This is a genomic window from Micromonospora sp. C28SCA-DRY-2 (genome assembly GCF_030519475.1).
Taxonomy (GTDB): domain Bacteria; phylum Actinomycetota; class Actinomycetes; order Mycobacteriales; family Micromonosporaceae; genus Micromonospora.
On sequence record NZ_JAUMKD010000003.1, the window covers coordinates 529,616 to 545,552 of the forward strand.

The following is a 15,937-nucleotide window of genomic DNA, read 5'->3' on the forward strand; positions in this document are numbered from 1 at the left end:
CGTGGCCACGCTGCGAGCCGCCCTGCGACTGGGCTGCGCGGACCGCAGGGCGCTCGCCGCCACGGTCGCCCTCGTCGTCATCGGCGCGGCGCCCCCGATCGGCGTCGCGTGGTTCACGAAGCTGCTCTTCGACGAGGTCGGCAGGGGCCGCTCGGCCGACCCGGCGACCGCCACCTGGTACGCCGTGGCGATCGCCGTCCTGGGCGCGCTGGCGGCGATCGCCAGCCGGGTGTCCGGTTACTTCACCACCGCCCTGCAGAACGCGATCACGATCGCCGCCGACGTGCGGCTGTACCGGAAACTGAACACCTTCGTCGGGCTGGGCCCGTTCGAGCAGCCGGCCCTGCGCGACCGGCTGGCGCTGGCCCAGCAGGCCGCCACCCAGGCGCCGTACGTGGTCGTCATGTTCGCTGTCGACGTGGCCCAGAACGTCGTCACCATCGGCGGCTTCGCCGTGATCCTGACCTCCCTCTGGCCGCCGGCCGGGCTGCTCCTGCTCGCCGTGGCGGTGCCCGACTTCCTCATCCAACTGCGGCTGTCCCGGCGGGCGGCGCGGGCCGTGGAGGACAGCGCCAGCCTGTTCCGGGCCCGGTTCCTGTTCCAGAACGTGCTGACCGACCTGCGCGCCGCCCGGGAGGTGCGCCTCTACCAGCTCGGCCGGTTCTTCCACGACCGGCTCACCGGCGCGGTGCGGGCCGCCGCCCGGATCGAGCTGGCCGCCGCGCGGCACGCCACGGTGGTGCAGACCTGCTGGGCGCTGGCCGGCGCCGCGGTGACCCTCACCGCCACCGTGGTCGCGGTGAACGCCGCGGTCCGCGGCCGGCTCAGCCTCGGCGACCTCACCCTGCTGCTGGCCGCGTTCGCCGCGGCGCACAGCGGCCTGGCCGGCATCGCCGCTCAGCTCGGCGAGGCCGGCACGGCCACCCGGCTGTTCCGGCACTACGTCGCCGTTCTCGACAGTCCCGCCGACCTGGTCGACGGGACCCGGCCGGCACCGCCGCTACGCACCGCCATCAGGTTCGAGGACGTGTGGTTCCGCTACGACGAGGGCGGTCCCTGGATCCTGCGGGGCGTCGACCTGACGGTCACCGCCGGTGAGGCGGTCGGGCTCGTCGGCCTCAACGGCGCCGGCAAGAGCACCCTCGTCAAGCTGCTCTGCCGGTTCTACGACCCGGACCGCGGCCGGATCACCTGGGACGGGGTGGACCTGCGCGAGCTGCGGGTGGAGACGCTGCGCCAGCGGATGGGCGCGGTGTTCCAGGACTTCATGTGCTACGACCTCACCGCCGAGGAGAACGTCGGCATCGGCCGGCTGCCGCACACGACCGGGCAGGTCGAGGAGGCCGCCGCCCGCGCCGAGATCCACGACCGCCTGCGGGCCCTCCCCCACGGCTACGCCACGTTGCTCAGCCGTACCTTCGCCGACCAGGACGGCGAGCCCGGCGTGACGCTCTCCGGCGGGCAGTGGCAGCGGGTCGCGCTCGCCCGGTCGCTGATGCGCGCCGACGCCGACCTGCTCATCCTGGACGAGCCCAGTTCCGGGCTGGACGCCGACGCCGAGGCCCGCGTGCATGCGTCGCTGGCCCGGATCCGCCAGGGCCGCACCGGGCTGCTGATCTCCCACCGGCTCAGCACCCTGCGCGACGCGCAGCGCATCGTCGTGCTGGACGCCGGACGCGTCGTCGAGTCGGGCGCGCACGCCGAGCTGATGGCGGCCGACGGCGAGTACGCCCGGCTGTTCCGCCTCCAGGCCGACGGCTACCAACTGGCGGCGTCATGACCGGCTGGCTGCGCCGCCGCTGGCGCCTGGTGGTGGTACACGGGCAGAGCATGGCGCCGACGCTGCGCGACGGCGACCGGCTCGTGGTGCGCGTCGGGCGGACACCGGCCGCCGGTGACCTCGTCGTCTTCCGGGCCCGCGACGTCGTCCCGACCGCGGACCTGACATGGATGGTCAAACGCGTCCACCGGGTCGAACCGGACGGCGCCGTGACGGTGCGCGGCGACAACCCCCACAGCCAGGACTCGCGGCACTTCGGGGCGGTGCCACGCGAGGCGATCCTCGGCGTGGCCAGAGGGAGGCGATGACAGATGTACGTCGAGATCGGGTGCCGGGTGCTGCTCGGCGCGGTCCTGCTGGCCGCGGCGGTCGGCAAGGTCTCCGGGCGGGCCGCCTTCCGCGAGTTCGCGCGCTCGGTGCGCGACCTGGGCTACCGGCCGGCCGGCCCGCTCGCCGCGGCCGTGGTCGCCGCCGAGTTCGGCACCGTCGCCCTGCTGGCGGTGTTCCCGCTGGCCGGCTTCCTCTCCGGTGCCGCCCTGCTGCTCGCCTTCACCGTCGCCATCGCGGCGAACCTGCGGCGGGGTGGCGGCACCTGCCGCTGCTTCGGCCGCACCGCCACGCCGCTGGGCCGCCAGCACGTGTGGCGCAACGCTTTCCTCATCGGCTCCGCCGTGGTCGGCGCGCTCGCCCCGGCCGGGCCGGTGAGCCCGGCCGGGGCGGGCCTGGCCGTCGCCGGCGCGCTGGTCGCCGCCGCGCTGGTCGTCATGATGGACGAGGTCCGCTACCTGTTCGGCGCGCCCAGCCGAACGTGACCGCCGAGTCGTCGTCGGACCCGGCCGAGCAGGATCACCGCGGCCGCGCCGACGCCGGCCAGCAGCAGCGGCGCCGCGGTGAGACGCCACGGCCACCGAGGGCCGCCCAGCCCCTGGTCCGGCACCGGGTACTGGAGGGACTTGGCGACCCAGCGGGCGGTGGCGACGTCGTAGGTGCCGGCGATGTCGCGCAGTGCCCCGTCGACGGGGAACTCGTCGGCACGGTGCAGCGGGTGCACGGGGATCGACGTGTCGCCGAGGCCGGCGGGGCCGCCGGTGGGCACCAGCACCCGGTCGAAGCCGGGCTCCGCCGGGTTCCAGCCGGAGCGGGGCAGGAACGTCAGGCCGTGCCGGGAACGGACGGCCCGACCGTCGACGCTGAACGCCTCGAGGCGGGCCAGGTAGGACAGCTCGGTGTAGGGACGGAAGGCGGCGGCCAGTTCGATCTCGCCCACGCCGTCGGCCAGCAGCACGCCGGTCGTCGGCCGGTTCCACCGGTAGGCGGCGCTCAACAGCGCCACCAGGTCGCGCGGCGCCGGACGCGCACCGGCGATGGCGACCGGCTCGCCGGGTCGGTACCCGGACCAGCGCAGCTCCCGGGACACCCGCTCGGCCTCCGCCGCACCGACGAGGCGCTCCACGACGCGGAGCGCGCCGTCGATGCCGGAGAGCACCCCGGCGGTGCTGACGACGTCGCCGTCGTCGACGAACCGGACACCCTCGGTCCACCGCACGTCCCGGTGGCTGCGGCGTAGCCCGATCAGCTTGAGCCAGTGCGAGGTGGCCGGCCGGCCGTCGAGGAGCCCGGCGTCGGCGAGCACCTCGGCGCCCACGCACACGCTCAGCAGGAGCGGGGCGCCCTGCCGGCGCTGCGCACGCAGCCACCGCACCACGTCGGACGTGGGGCCGTGCAGCTGCGGCACGACGATGACGTCGGGCGGCCCGGCCATCCGGGCGGCCAGTTGGGCGAAGCTCAGGTCGGGCACGAGGTCGAGGCCGCCGGTCAGGGTGACCGGGTCGGGCGTCGGCGCCACGGTCACCACGTTGAACCGGCCGGTCGCCGCGAACACCTCGTACGGGGCGAGGGTGTCGGCGACGTTGGCGCCCGCCGAGCCGAGCACGATGGCCACCGTGGGCCGGCCCGGATCCAGCACGGGTGCCGACCACGCGGGCGGGGCGACGCCGGAGACGCGGTCGGGGTAGACCTCGTCGGTCGCCCGCCGGACGCCCAGCGCCCCGACGGCGGCGGGCACGACGAGCGCCGCCACCGCGACGACCAGGATGCGGACGATCCTTCTCCGCATGGCCACAGCTCCTCGCTGGAAGGTCTGGTGTGGGTGCGGCCGGCCGGGGCCGCCCGGGGTCAGCAGCGGACGAGGTGGTGGCGATGGCGCAGGAGCACGACCAGCATGGCGGCCAGCATGAGGACGTGGACGGCGATCATGAACGTCATCGATCCGACGACCCCGGCCCACACGAGCGGCACCAGCGCGACGGGCAGGTACATGGCCGCGCACATCTCGAGCGTCGCCGGCCAGGGGTGGCGGCGCACGCGCATCCAGACGGCCATGCCGATCGCCATGTCGGTCGCCATCAACAGGTACGCGGCGCCGGGACGCTCGGCGAACGCGACGGTGAGTCCGACGGACGAGCGGAGGACGCCGAGCACCGTCATGCCGACGGTCATCGCGACGACCATCTCGACGTAGTGGCGGACCAGCGGACGTACGACGCGCGCGGATCCGAGGCGGCTCTGCGCCGGCCGGGCGGGGTCGGTGGTTGCCATGAGGCCACCGTGCGCGGCGGGCCGCCGTCGCGGCGACAACCGGCCGGCGGTTGGTCCGAATACTTGGGCTGGCTGTCCTACGGACATGTCGCCTGCGGGCGGCGCGGCCCGTAGCGTGGCACCGTGGGGACCACACGTCGCGTCCTGGTCGTCGGCTATCCCGCGGCCGAATTGCTCGACATCGCCTGCGTGACGGCGTCCCTGCAGATGGCCAACTACCTGCGGCGACGTGCGATCTACGGGCTCCGGCTGGCCTCGCCCGGCGGCGCGCCGATCCGCACCGCGGCCGGGCTGGTGCTGAACGCCGAGATCGCGCTCGAGCGGGCTCGGGGGCCGTTGGACACGCTCGTCGTCTCCGGCGGGATCGGCTACGTGGACGCGATGCGGGACGAGCGCCTCGTCGCCCACGTCCGTCGACTCGGTCGGGAGGCGCGCCGGGTCGCGTCGGTCTGCACCGGCGCCGGCGTGCTGGCCGCCGCCGGTCTGCTCGACGGACGGCGGGTGGCGACGCACTGGCACCACGCGGCGTACCTCCAGCGGCGGTTTCCGCACGTGGAGTTCGACAGCGATCCGATCTTCATCGCCGAGGGCGACGTGTGCACCTCGGCGGGGGTGACCGCGGCGCTGGACCTCACTCTGGCGTTCATCGAGGCCGACGAGGGCCCGGCGCTGGCCAGGGACGTGTCGCGTCACCTGGTGACCTACCTGCAACGGCCCGGCAACCAGGCGCAGATGAGCATGTTCACGGCACCGCCGGCGGTCCGGCACTCGCTGGTGCGGGAGACCGTCTCGCACATCTCGTCGCACCTGCACGAGGACCTCTCCGCGGCCACGTTGGCCCGGCGCGCCGGGGTCAGTGAGCGGCACCTCGCCCGGCTGTTCCACCGGGAGATCGGGCTGACACCGGGCCGGTTCGTGCGGCGGGCCCGGGTGGAGGCGGCCGCGCACCTGCTCACCGGTACCGACCTGACGGTGGAGGCGATAGCGGGCCGCTGCGGTTTCGGGACCGTCGAGGCGCTGCGCCAGGCGTTCGTCGGCGCCTACGGCGTCTCACCGTCGCACTACCGCGCCACCCAGTCCACGTCCACCGACCGCACGGACACCGCGACGTCGGGTCGGGCGTCCCCGTAGGACGTCGTCCGTGCCGCGGCCGGGGCGGGCGCGCCCCGGCCCGCCACGCCGGGGTCGCGCTCCCGGGTCACTCGTGCGTCGGTGCCGCCGTCCCGGGCGGGCCCGCGAGCACCGTGGGGACGTACTCCAGCAGCTGGAGCCGGCCGTCGAACGTCCGGGTGGCGACCGTCTCGAGGGCCACGTCGGGCCATCCGTCGTAGATCCGGTCCCGACCGGAGTTCCCGGTGACCACCGGAAAGACGACCACCCGGAAGCGGTCGACCAGCCCGGCCCCGATCAGCGACCGGCACAGGGTGAGGCTGCCGATGGTGCGCATCGGGGTCGCACCGTCCGCCTTCATCGACCGCACGGTCTCGACCGGGTCGGTGTCGACCACCCGCGAGTTGGCCCACGACAGCGGCGCCCGCAACGTCGACGAGAACACGACCTTGGGTCTGGCGGTCAGGTCCGCGAGGCCGGCGTCGTCGGAGCCGGCGGCGAACCCGGACATCAGCCGGTAGGTGTTCGCCCCCATCAGGACGGTGTACTCCGCGTCGGCCTCCCGACCGAGCCATTCGAGGTACTCGGGCCCTTCGAGGCCCCAGAACCCCGGCCAGCCCTCGGCGGCGCCGTAACCGTCCAGTGAGGTGATGAAGTCGACCATCAGGCCTGACACGTCGGTCTCCCTTCGCGACACAACGGGATCAGCGCACGACGCCGTACCGCACGTGGACGGCGTACGGCGAGTTGTGCACCGAGAGGATCTGGAGATCGATGTCGCGGTCGAAGCCCTCGAAGAGCCGCTTCCCGCGGCCGAGGACGACCGGAGCGGTGGTGATGCCGAGTTCGTCGACCACCCCCGCCCCGAGCGCCTGGCGGATGATGTCGGCGCCCCCGCCGATGGCGACGCCGCCCTCACCCGCCGCTCGCCGGGCCTCCGCCAGCGCCTCCTCGAACCCGTCGACCATGACGAAACCGGTGCTCGGGTCGGGCTGGTCGGCGGTGCGGTGGGTGAGCACGACCATGGTGCCGCCGAACGGGTTCCGGCCGCCCCAGGCGCCGGCGCTGTCGTACATGCCCCGGCCGCACAGGCCGGCGCTCGTCCCCTCGAGCAGCGCGTCGTAGTAGGCACGGTCCGCGTCGGTCATCCCGGCGCCGGGCTCGCGCTCCGTCTCGTAGGTCCACGGGCCGCCCATGACCCAGTAGTGCAGCCGCTCGCCGCCGACGCCGAGCCCCTGGCCCGCACGATCGTCGGGACCGGTGACGTAGCCGTCCAGGGACACCGTGATGGCGGCCTTCACCGGGCCTCGCCGCTCGGTGGTGCTCATGGTTCCTCCTCTGGTGATGTCGGAGATGTCGGGCGTGCCGGGGACGGCCGAGCGCTGGCCCCCGGCCCGCCTCGTCGAGCTTGGGTCAGCGCGCGGCACGGAGCCATTGATTCGAGGTCCCTGTAATTGTCACGGTGGTGCCGGCCCGCGACGGCGGTTCACGCCCGGCCGCGCGACGTGGCGCTCGACGCCGCACGCCGGCCCGCCGCTGAGGCAGACTGGCCGGGTGGTGCTGCGCATTGCGATGACCGCCGACACCCTGGGCCGGTCGAGGTTCGCGGCCTCCCCGGTGCACGAGGTGATCGACACCGTACGGCTGCGCGAGCACCACCCGGCGCCCCATGCCCGCACCTGGTACCGCCGCGCACGGGAGCGGATGCCCGGGCGGCTCCGGGAGGTCCTCGAAGCGCTCGTGCCGATCGACCACGACTACAGCCCGGACTTCCTGAGCCCGGTGCCGACGCGCGGGGCACCTGTCGAGGCGATGGTCGAGCAGATCGCGAGCACGCCCCCCGAGGTGGTCGAGCACCACCTCGACATCGGACTACGCGGCCGGCCCGTCCGCGCCGACGTGGCGGGACTCTTCGCCACCCGCACCGAGTACGAGCAGTGGCGACGGCCCGCCCCGGCGGTGCTGGACGACCTGGTGCGGCGCGGTCCCCGGGTGGTGGCGGCGGTGGCCGCCGAAGCGATCGGGACCTTCTTCGACGTCGCCGTGCGGGAGGACTGGCCAGCGGTCCGCGGCGTGCTCGACGCGGACATCCGGCGCCGTGGCGACCTGTCGGCCGCCCGCGGTGCGGTGGCGATGCTCGAGTCGCTGGGGCCCGGGCTGTCCTGGCAGGAATCCGGCATCTCGCTCGACCGGCGCTACGACGGCACCATCGACTGGGCGCACGACGGGCTGCTGCTGGTACCGACCACCGCACACGTCGGCCCGGTGCGGATCGCGGCCGAGCGCCCGCTGACGCCGATGCTGGTGTACCGAGCCGACGACATCGCCCGGTTGTGGGCCCGGCGCCGCGACGACCCGGCACGTGCCGTGGCGGACCTGATCGGCGGCACCCGGGCGGCGCTGCTCACCGCCCTGACCGAGCCGAGGTCGACCGGAGAGCTCAGCCGGGAACTGCACTGGACGGAGCCCACCGTGTCGTATCACCTGCGGGTTCTCCTGGCCGCCGGACTGGTGGACCGCAACCGGCGCGGACGCCGGGTCCTGTACCAGCGCACACCCCTCGGATCGGCGCTGCTCGCCGCGCCGAAGGAGGCCAACGTCGCCCGACGCTGACGGGCTCCGGGTGTGCGGCTCCGCGCACCGATGATCGCTAGCGTCGTCGGCGGGCCGGGGCCAGCGAGGTCGACGGCGTGGGCAGGAACAGCTCCAGCAGGTCGTCCAGGCGGATCAGGATCAGCGCACCGACCGACCCGGTTGCCACGCCGACCAGCACACCGGCCGCCGCCAGCGGATGCGTCCGCGCGACCAGGACCGTCACCAGGGCAGCCCCGGTCACCGCCAGCAGGAGTGCGTTGCGCACGACGTGCCGCCGACCGAGCGGCTGCTGGGTGGCCCCGAAACAGGCGCAGCGGGCCCCGGTGTCGCGGCGCACCGCGAGTACCACGCCGGTCGTGAGCACCGCCAGCAGCAGCAGGGTCAGGACGAGCACCAGCGTCGCGCCCGGCCGCGCGGCCGGCCAGCCGGTCGCCACCGCCAGTACCGACCAGCCGATGCCGAGCACGAGCCCCAGCTCGGCGATCGTGACCAGGACGGCCACCGGATCCACCAGCCGGGCGGGCAGCAGCGGCAGCGGTCGCAGCGAGTCGGCGAACGCGCGCAGGGCCGTCCGGCTGCGCGCCTTGCTCCAACTCGACGCCGCGAACACCCACCACAGGACCGCCAGCAGACCGACCGACACGTACGACATGAGCTCCTCCTCCAGCACCCGGCGCGGGCTCGCGCGGCGTGACACCTCCACCAGCGCCGGGCGGTTCACCGGTCCCGGCGCAGCTGTCGAACGACGACCCCCAGCAGCCGGTCGGCGGGGAAGAATCCGCGCTGGCGGGAGTCGAGGCTGCCGGCCGGATTGTCGCCCAGCAGCACCAGTTGCCCGGGAGGCACCCGGGTCCGGATCGGCCAGTGCTGGAAGGCGCACACCTCGACCGGAACCGGTTCGCCGGGCAGCGCCGCGACACGTTTGATCATCGGTCGGTCGGGCCGGTCCGGGACGCCGTCCCGATCGACCACCACGACGTCGCCGACCCGGACGGTGGCCGACCGCAGCCGGTCGACCAGGACCCGGTCGCCGTCCCGGTGGCCGGGTTCCATACTGCGGCCCTCCACGGTGACCACCAGGAACCGCCGCCGGAGCCACCGGCCGACCAGCACGACGGCCAGCAGCGTCGCCGCCCCGCCGCACGCCAGGATCACTCCGCCCCCCGGTGCAGCGCGGGATCGGGCCCGCGGTAGCCGCTGGCCTGTCTGACGAACATCCGGGCGTACTGGGTGTCGGCGGCCAGCAGCTCGTGGTGCCGGCCGGACTCCGCCACCCGGCCGTCGCGCAGCACGACGATCAGGTCGGCGTCCCGGACCGCGCCGAGCCGGTGGGTGATCAGCAGGGTGGTCCGGCCGGCCCGGTGCGCCCGCATCGCCTGGTGGATCTCCGCCTCGGCGTCCGGGTCCAGGCCGGCACTGGGTTCGTCCAGGATCAGCAGGTCGCACCGGTCCCGCAGGAACGCCCGGGCCAGCGCGAGCCGCTGCCACTGCCCGCCGGACAGCGTCACGCCCACCCGTACCGTGTTGTTCTCCGCACCGCTCATGAAGGTCCGGCTGAGCAGCGTGTCGTAGCCGTGCGGCAGCGCGCTCAGGGTGTCGTGCACCCCGGCCAGCCGGGCCGCGGCCTCGATCCGCGACCGGTCCGGCAGGCTGTCCAGATCGCCGAGGCCGATGTTCTCCGCCCCGGTCAGGTCGTAGTGCATGTAGTCCTGGAACGTCACCCCGATCCGCCGGCGCAGCTCCGCCACCGGCACGTCCCGCAGGTCCACGCCGTCCCACCGGATCGTCCCCCGGGTCGGGTCGTAGAACCGGCAGAGCAACTTGACCAGCGTGCTCTTGCCGGCGCCGTTCGCGCCGACCAGGGCGAGCGCCTCGCCGGACCGGATCCGCAGGGTCACCCCGCGCAGCACCCAGGGATGGTCGTCGCCGTACCGGAACCAGACGTCGTCGAACTCGATGCCGGTGCGCAACGGCGGCAGCGCGGCCGCCCGGTCCGGGACCGGCAGGTCGGGCGCGGCCCGGACCACCGCCTGGTAGTGGGTGAACAGCAGCAGGTTGTGGTGGGTGGCGGTGACGTCGGCGACCAGGCCGGCCAGGCCACCCTGGACGGCCGCGAGCGCCGCCACGAACATCGGCACGTCGCCGATGGTCAACCGGCCGCTGCCGGCCGCCTGCACCACCCAGACCAGCCCCGCCCCGGCGATACCCGCGCTCAGCAGGCCCAGCACGGTTTGTACCTGCGCCTCCCGCCGGTCCATCCGCCGGCGGGCCCGATCGGAGCGGCTCCGCTCGGTCAGCATCCGCTCCCGGAGGAAGTCGCCGATGCCGAAGATCCGGATCTCCTTCGCCGCCTGGAGGCTGGCCAGCAGGGTGCGGTAGAAGAACTCGCGCCGGTCGTACGGGCTCACCCGCAGTTCGGTCTCGGCGCGACGCCGGGACAACCACAGCTCGGCCAGCAGCACCGGCACCGCACCGAGGGTGACCGCCACCGCCATGGCCGGGCTGATCGTCAGGACGGAGCCGAGGAAGCCGGCCACCACGGCGACGCCGCGCAGCAGGTTGGCCGCGCCTCCGACGAGTTGTTCCGGGGTGCTCGCGCCGGCCTGCTGGGCGAGTTGGAGCCGGTCGAGGAAGCGCGGGTCCTCGAACCGGGCCAGTCCGGCGAAGCCGTTCACCGCGCGGTACAGCCGGTCCTGCGCGGTGCGGGCGATCCGCCGTCCCAACTCGGTGTGCAGGTATCGGAGCAGGTGCGGGGTCACCCCGACGACCAGGCTGGCGGCGGCCAGTCCCAGCGCCAGGCCGACCAGGTCCCCCGTTCCGGGCCGCTGGTCCACGATCCGGTCGAGGATCAGCTTGGTCAACCAGGCGATGGCGATCGGCAGGCCGCCGGAGACCAGGGTGAGCACCAGCACCGTCGCCAGCACGGGCGGCGAGGAGCGGGCGGCGAGCGCCGCGGCGGTGACACCGGCGCGCCACAGCGCTCCGGCCGCCGGCTTGCCGGCGTCGTCGCGGCGACGGCGGAGAGTCAGCCGGGCCACGGTCAGGAGGCGACCGGTCCGCTGACCGACCCCGCCGGCGCCTCGGCGGGTGGCAGTTGACGGAGATCGAACGAGCTGGCGACGATCCGGCTCTCCCGCACCAGGACGAACGCCGGGTAGCCGGTCAGCGAGAACGCCTCGCCCACCGGCCCGCCGACATCCTCCACCAGCACCGCGCCGCTGGGTCGCAACTCGCTGACCAGGGCGGCCGACTCGGCCGGATCGCCGACGACCACGGCCAGCACGGTCCAGCCGGCCGCGGCGTACGCGGGCGCGCCGGCCAGGAAGTCCGGCTTGCGTTCCCGGCAGGCCGGGCAGTGCACGGAGAAGAAGGCGATCAGGGCCGCGGCACCGACCGATTCCCGGGACACCCGGTCCCCGTCGACGGTCGTGGCGACGAACTCCCCCACCGTCGACCCGACCGGGCGGACCAGGTCCCGCTCCCCGGGCTCGTGCCGGGGCCGGTTGAGCAGTTCGGTGTGCTGGCGCAGCCGGCGGATCGCGCCGAACGACAGCAGCAGGTTGAACACGCACAGCACCGCCAGCACGACCACCGCGGCCACCAGGTACGACATCGTTCCTCCCCCGTAGGTCGATCCGGCCCTCGGCCGGCCATCCGGTCGAGCGTCCTCATTCATCGGTGAGCAGCGCGGCGGTCGGCAGCCGCCGGATCAGGATCGCCGGGACCAGTGCGGCGAGCACGGTCAGCAGCAACGCCGCCCCGGTCACGGCCAGCGCCAGCGCCGCCAGCCGGCCGTCCACCCGGCCCACCAGCAGGGCGGCCGAGCCCAGGCCGGCGGCGACCCCGAGGACGCAGCCGAGCGCCCCGACGCCGAGCGCCTCGTAGATCAGCAACCGGTTGAGCGCGGAATCCGGCCAGCCGACCGCCCGGAGCGTGGCGAGCTCGGCCGACCGTTCCCGCACGTTGAGGTAGAGCACGTCGGCCACGCCCAGCACGCCGAACAGCAGCACGCCGCCGACCGCCACCAGATCCACCCCGCGCACCTGCACGGAGACCGCCTGGCCGAGCAGCGAGCCGACCATGCCGTCGTTGAACGCCCAGAGCGCGGCGGCGATCAGGGTCACCGCGCCGACGCCGGCCGCGAGGCTCACCGCGCCGGCGAGGGTGCGCGCCGGCGTCCGGACCAGGTTGGCCGCCGCCAGCCCGGCGACGGTCCGCGCCGCGGCCCGCCGGGCCGGCGCCGCGGTCGCCTGGAGCGCCTCGGCCGAGCGGGTACGAGCGGCCCGCAGTGCGGGCAGGGCGCTGGCCGCAGCGGTCAGCAACACCGCGATCGGCACGCACAGCAGGGTCACCGTGCCGGAGACCCGCACGTCGGCCAGTCGGGCGAGCGGGCCCGACAGCGCGGCGCCGAGCAGCCCGGCGGTCAGCCCCAGCGCCGTGGTCTCGGCGAGGATCAGCAGGCTCAGTCGCCAGCCGGGCCAGCCGACGCAGGCCAGGATGGCCAGCTCGCGGCGCCGGGCGCGGACCGCGGTGGACACCGCGTTACCGACCAGCAGCGCGCAGACCACCAGCAGCAGTCCGAGCAGCAGGACGTTCTTGCGGTCGACGGCGGTGACGATCTCGGCCGCCACGCCCTTGCGGGTGCGCGGCTCCGAGAGGGTGAGGTCGGGGCGGCCGAGCTGGCCGGCGGGCAGCAGGACCGGGGTGCGCACCGTCGAGCCGCCCAGCACGATCTCGACGGTCAGCCCGGTCTGCCGGACGATCTCGTCGGCCACCATCCGGACCCGTTCCCGGGCCACCTCGTCGAACCGGTCGATCCCGGCGACCCGGACCCGCACCGAGCTCAGCGGCGCGGCACTCGTCGGGGACCCGAGGCTCGCGTACAGCTCACCGGCCGCGGTCAGGCTGGTCAGCAGGCCCGGTGGACGGTGCGGGTAACCGAGCGGGTCGTCCCCGGGCAGCAGCGGGCGGTCGCTGAGCAGGCCCCGCGAGCGCGCGTCGGCGCCCGTCGGCGGGGCCGGCCGGTAGAGGTCGAGGGCCTGTTGCGCGGCCCGGGCGTCGACCGCGCCCGGCGCGAAGCTGCCCACCGGAGTGACCGTCCACTCCGACTGCCCGAGCAGGCTCACCGGGTCCGCCGTCCCGACGTCGCCCGCACCGAGCCAGGAGTCCCGCCACACGTCCTCGATCGTCGGGTCGGTCGAGTCCGATCCTGACCGGGGCAGCACCCGGGCGACCCCGTCGGGCTGCTGTGTGTAGGCCACCGGTCCGGGCCGGAGCAGGGCCAGGATGCCGGAGAGCGGGGCCTGCCCGGCCAGGGCGGTGTCGAGCCGGGCGCGGTAGAGCTGCGCCAGGTCGTGCCGGACCGCCCGCGGCGGTGTCCTCGCCGCGTCGCGCAGCAAGGGCCAGAGCGCCTCCGTCGCGGTGCCGGGCACCCGCTCGGCGGTGGAGCCGGTCAGCCGGGACACGGTGAGGTCGATCCGTTCGTCCAGGGCGAGGTCGTCGGCGGCCAGCACCGGCAGGGTCCGGCCGGCCGGACCGGCGGTGGGCAGCGGAGAGAGCTGGGTGAACGGAGGGGCCGGGGCGACGGCATCGGTGTCGGTCAGGTAGCGGCCCTGGCGGACCGCCCGGTCCAGGCCGACCAGACGCGCCTCGGCGGCCGGATCGATCCCGGCGACCAGCACCGGCACCACCGCCGGCAGCCGGACCTCCAGCCGCGCGGTGGCGGGAACGGCCGACGCGGGACGGCCGCTGGTGAACACGGAGGCCAGCCGGAAGGTGCCGTCCGCGAGCAACTGGTACGCCAGCACGTCGCTGACCCTGGTCCGCCGGGCGTCGGGGTCGAAGCTGCTCACCGCGGTCTGGCACACCTGCCGGCGGCGGCCGTCGGGCTGCACCTCCAGCGTGCCGCCGCCACCCGTGCCCGGGCACTCGGCGGCGGAGGTGGACTGGCTGATCCGGGTGCCGTCGGCGTAGACGTACACCCGCCCGCTCTGGTCGGCGAGCGGCACCAGGGGCCGCCGGGACACGTACACGTAGGTCGGTGCGGCGGTCAGCGTGCTCAGCCCCCGGTCCCCGCTGATCCGGGCGGCGATCTCGACGACCTGCCGCTCGGCCGACGGGTCGACCTGGTCGGTCACGTCCACCCGCAGGCCCGGACGGATGTCGGCGATCCCGAGGACCGCCAGCGGGGCGGCCACCTCGACGCCGGGGATCCGCTCGATCCGCCGCCACTGGTCCAGGCCGATGCCGCCGTAGGCAGCGGTGGGCCGGGTCTGGTCGAGCAGGCCGGCGGCCGGCGCCGACGGATGGACCAGGATGTCGTAGGACGGCCGGAACTGCCCGTCGACGGAACCGCGGGCGACCAGCCGGGAGGTGCTGGCGGCGCCGGTGAGCACGGTGAACCCGGTGGTCGCGACCAGCACGGCGGCGAACACCGCCAGGCTCCGGCCGGGGGTGTTCCGCAGCTGTGACCAGACCATCCGCAACATGGGTGGGGTCGTCTCCGCTCGGGCAGGGTGGTCGTCCGGCCGGATCGGGCCGGCCGGACGCCGTCATCGGTGCGGTCGTGGTCGGGTCAGCAGCGTGTCGAGGTGGTGCGGCAGTAGCCGCAGGTCGTGCCGATGCTGTCGCAGCCCCGGCAGCAGTCCCGCACCCGGCGCAGTCCGCCGCTGCACCCGCAGTACTCGGTCCAGCAGGTGCACGCGGCGGCCTGCGCGGTCACCTCCGGAACGAACATCCTGAGCACCCGGTCCGCCGCCGCTTCGAGCATTCGTACCATTTCCACTCCTTCTGATCGGACTGTCGATGACGTCGATGGACGATTTCCGTGTCGCGTCCGATTCCCGATCGCCTCACCCCCGTTTCCGCGCCGGTTCGCCGGCGCTAGACGATCCGTCCGTCGTGGATCCGGACGGTCCGGTCGCAGCGGTCCGCCAGCGCCGCCTCGTGGGTCGCCATGAGCAGGGTCATGCCGTGCTCGTCGCGGAGCCGCCAGAGCAGGTTGATGATCTCTTCGCCGGTGGCCGAGTCCAGGTTGCCGGTCGGTTCGTCGGCCAGCAGCAGCCGGGGCCGGCCGACCAGGGCCCGCGCGATCGCCACCCGCTGCTGCTGGCCGCCGGAGAGCTGGGCGGGCTGGGCCCGTTCCCGGCCGGCCAGCCCCACCTCGGCGAGCAGGCTCCGGGCCCGCTCGACCTTGTCGAAGCTGGTCCGATACGGCAGCAGCGGCGCGAGGACGTTGTCCACCGCGGACAGCGCGGGGAGCAGGTGGAAGCGTTGGAAGACGAAGCCGACCCCCCGGCGGTAGCGGGCGAGCCGCCGGCCGGACAGGCCGGTCACCTCCACGTCGTCGACGTCGATGCGCCCCTCGTCGGCGCGCTCGATGGCACCGATCAGGTGCAGCAGGGTGGACTTGCCCGAACCGCTCGGGCCGGTCACCGCGACGGTGGCGCCGGCCGGCACCGCGAGGCTGATCCGGTCCGCGCCGACGATCGTCGCGTCACCCGAGCGGAACCGCTTGACCAGGCCGGTGACCCGGATCCCCGCGCCCCGCCCGGCCGGGCCGCCGCCGGCGCTCATCGGGCACCGGGCAGCGGCCGGGCGGTGATCGGCCCGGGTCTGGCGGAGGTCATGGCTGTCGGAGCGTGCGGACGCCGCGAACCCCGAAATGGAAGTCTCATCGCCCAGCCCCCGTATTGCTCGGCACGAAACAGGAAACTACATGACCGAACGTCAATTCATCAATCCACTGCGTGATCCGGCGGCGTCCGGCACCCCCACGTCGAGGGCGGCGGCGGACGGCGAGCACATTCCCGTCGGCGCGGCGGCCACGGGTGGCACTCCCCCAGCCGCCGGGCA

Annotated in this window: 16 protein-coding genes; 5 read left to right on the top strand and 11 right to left on the bottom strand. The window is 74.6% G+C overall.

The genetic code is table 11. The annotated features are described in order from the left end of the window. Position 1 precedes the first annotated feature (1 nt). Genes Q3W71_RS16040 through Q3W71_RS16050 form a run of 3 tightly spaced genes read left to right on the top strand, consistent with a single transcriptional unit; the run spans position 2 to position 2,592 of the window. Positions 2–1,780, top strand: coding sequence for an ABC transporter ATP-binding protein (locus Q3W71_RS16040; RefSeq protein ID WP_302920128.1), 1,779 nt, complete (start codon positions 2–4; stop codon positions 1,778–1,780). Further along, on the top strand, positions 1,777–2,088 hold the full coding sequence (locus Q3W71_RS16045; RefSeq protein WP_302920129.1) for a S24/S26 family peptidase: 312 nt from the start codon (positions 1,777–1,779) through the stop codon (positions 2,086–2,088). Before Q3W71_RS16040 ends, Q3W71_RS16045 begins: the two co-directional genes overlap by 4 nt. Positions 2,089–2,091: 3 nt before the next feature. Continuing rightward, a complete protein-coding gene (locus tag Q3W71_RS16050) occupies positions 2,092–2,592 on the top strand; it encodes a MauE/DoxX family redox-associated membrane protein (RefSeq protein ID WP_302920130.1) in 501 nt (166 codons plus the stop codon). Here Q3W71_RS16050 and Q3W71_RS16055 read toward each other — a convergent pair. Next, the gene (locus tag Q3W71_RS16055) at positions 2,562–3,896 is read right to left on the bottom strand and encodes a DJ-1/PfpI family protein (protein ID WP_302920131.1); all 1,335 of its coding nucleotides are present in this window, start codon (positions 3,894–3,896) and stop codon (positions 2,562–2,564) included. The two genes, Q3W71_RS16050 and Q3W71_RS16055, sit on opposite strands and share 31 nt — an antisense overlap. A gap of 59 nt (positions 3,897–3,955) precedes the next feature. Further along, a complete protein-coding gene (locus tag Q3W71_RS16060) occupies positions 3,956–4,378 on the bottom strand; it encodes a hypothetical protein (protein WP_302920132.1) in 423 nt (140 codons plus the stop codon). 123 nt (positions 4,379–4,501) lie between these two features. On the opposite strand from Q3W71_RS16060, the gene Q3W71_RS16065 reads away from it, so the two are divergent. Then, entirely contained in the window at positions 4,502–5,509 is a 1,008-nt protein-coding gene (locus tag Q3W71_RS16065; protein WP_302920133.1) for a GlxA family transcriptional regulator, read from the top strand. Between the two features lie 67 nt (positions 5,510–5,576). Here Q3W71_RS16065 and Q3W71_RS16070 read toward each other — a convergent pair whose 3' ends face one another. Together Q3W71_RS16070 and Q3W71_RS16075 are read right to left on the bottom strand one after the other, a co-directional pair. Beyond that, the gene (locus Q3W71_RS16070; RefSeq protein WP_302920134.1) at positions 5,577–6,164 is read right to left on the bottom strand and encodes a dihydrofolate reductase family protein; all 588 of its coding nucleotides are present in this window, start codon (positions 6,162–6,164) and stop codon (positions 5,577–5,579) included. Between the two features lie 28 nt (positions 6,165–6,192). Continuing rightward, positions 6,193–6,816 (bottom strand): dihydrofolate reductase family protein, encoded by a 624-nt coding sequence (locus Q3W71_RS16075; protein WP_302920135.1) that lies wholly within the window; start codon positions 6,814–6,816, stop codon positions 6,193–6,195. Between the two features lie 226 nt (positions 6,817–7,042). Here Q3W71_RS16075 and Q3W71_RS16080 point away from each other — a divergent pair, with 226 nt between their 5' ends. Further along, entirely contained in the window at positions 7,043–8,101 is a 1,059-nt protein-coding gene (locus Q3W71_RS16080) for a helix-turn-helix domain-containing protein (protein ID WP_302920136.1), read from the top strand. Between the two features lie 37 nt (positions 8,102–8,138). Here Q3W71_RS16080 and Q3W71_RS16085 read toward each other — a convergent pair whose 3' ends face one another. From Q3W71_RS16085 to Q3W71_RS16115, 7 genes are all read right to left on the bottom strand, one after another. Continuing rightward, positions 8,139–8,735 (bottom strand): MauE/DoxX family redox-associated membrane protein, encoded by a 597-nt coding sequence (locus tag Q3W71_RS16085; RefSeq protein ID WP_302920137.1) that lies wholly within the window; start codon positions 8,733–8,735, stop codon positions 8,139–8,141. A 65-nt stretch (positions 8,736–8,800) separates the two neighbouring features. Continuing rightward, positions 8,801–9,238 (bottom strand): S26 family signal peptidase, encoded by a 438-nt coding sequence (locus tag Q3W71_RS16090; RefSeq protein WP_302920138.1) that lies wholly within the window; start codon positions 9,236–9,238, stop codon positions 8,801–8,803. Continuing rightward, positions 9,235–11,121, bottom strand: coding sequence for an ABC transporter ATP-binding protein (locus tag Q3W71_RS16095; protein WP_302920139.1), 1,887 nt, complete (start codon positions 11,119–11,121; stop codon positions 9,235–9,237). Before Q3W71_RS16095 ends, Q3W71_RS16090 begins: the two co-directional genes overlap by 4 nt. A gap of 2 nt (positions 11,122–11,123) precedes the next feature. Continuing rightward, entirely contained in the window at positions 11,124–11,696 is a 573-nt protein-coding gene (locus Q3W71_RS16100; protein WP_302920140.1) for a redoxin domain-containing protein, read from the bottom strand. Between the two features lie 55 nt (positions 11,697–11,751). Further along, positions 11,752–14,562, bottom strand: a complete 2,811-nt coding sequence (locus Q3W71_RS16105) for an FtsX-like permease family protein (protein WP_302920141.1) — start codon at positions 14,560–14,562, stop codon at positions 11,752–11,754. A 95-nt stretch (positions 14,563–14,657) separates the two neighbouring features. Next, positions 14,658–14,861, bottom strand: coding sequence for a hypothetical protein (locus Q3W71_RS16110; protein ID WP_146228167.1), 204 nt, complete (start codon positions 14,859–14,861; stop codon positions 14,658–14,660). Between the two features lie 104 nt (positions 14,862–14,965). After that, positions 14,966–15,658, bottom strand: a complete 693-nt coding sequence (locus Q3W71_RS16115) for an ABC transporter ATP-binding protein (RefSeq protein ID WP_302920142.1) — start codon at positions 15,656–15,658, stop codon at positions 14,966–14,968. Positions 15,659–15,937 lie beyond the last annotated feature (279 nt).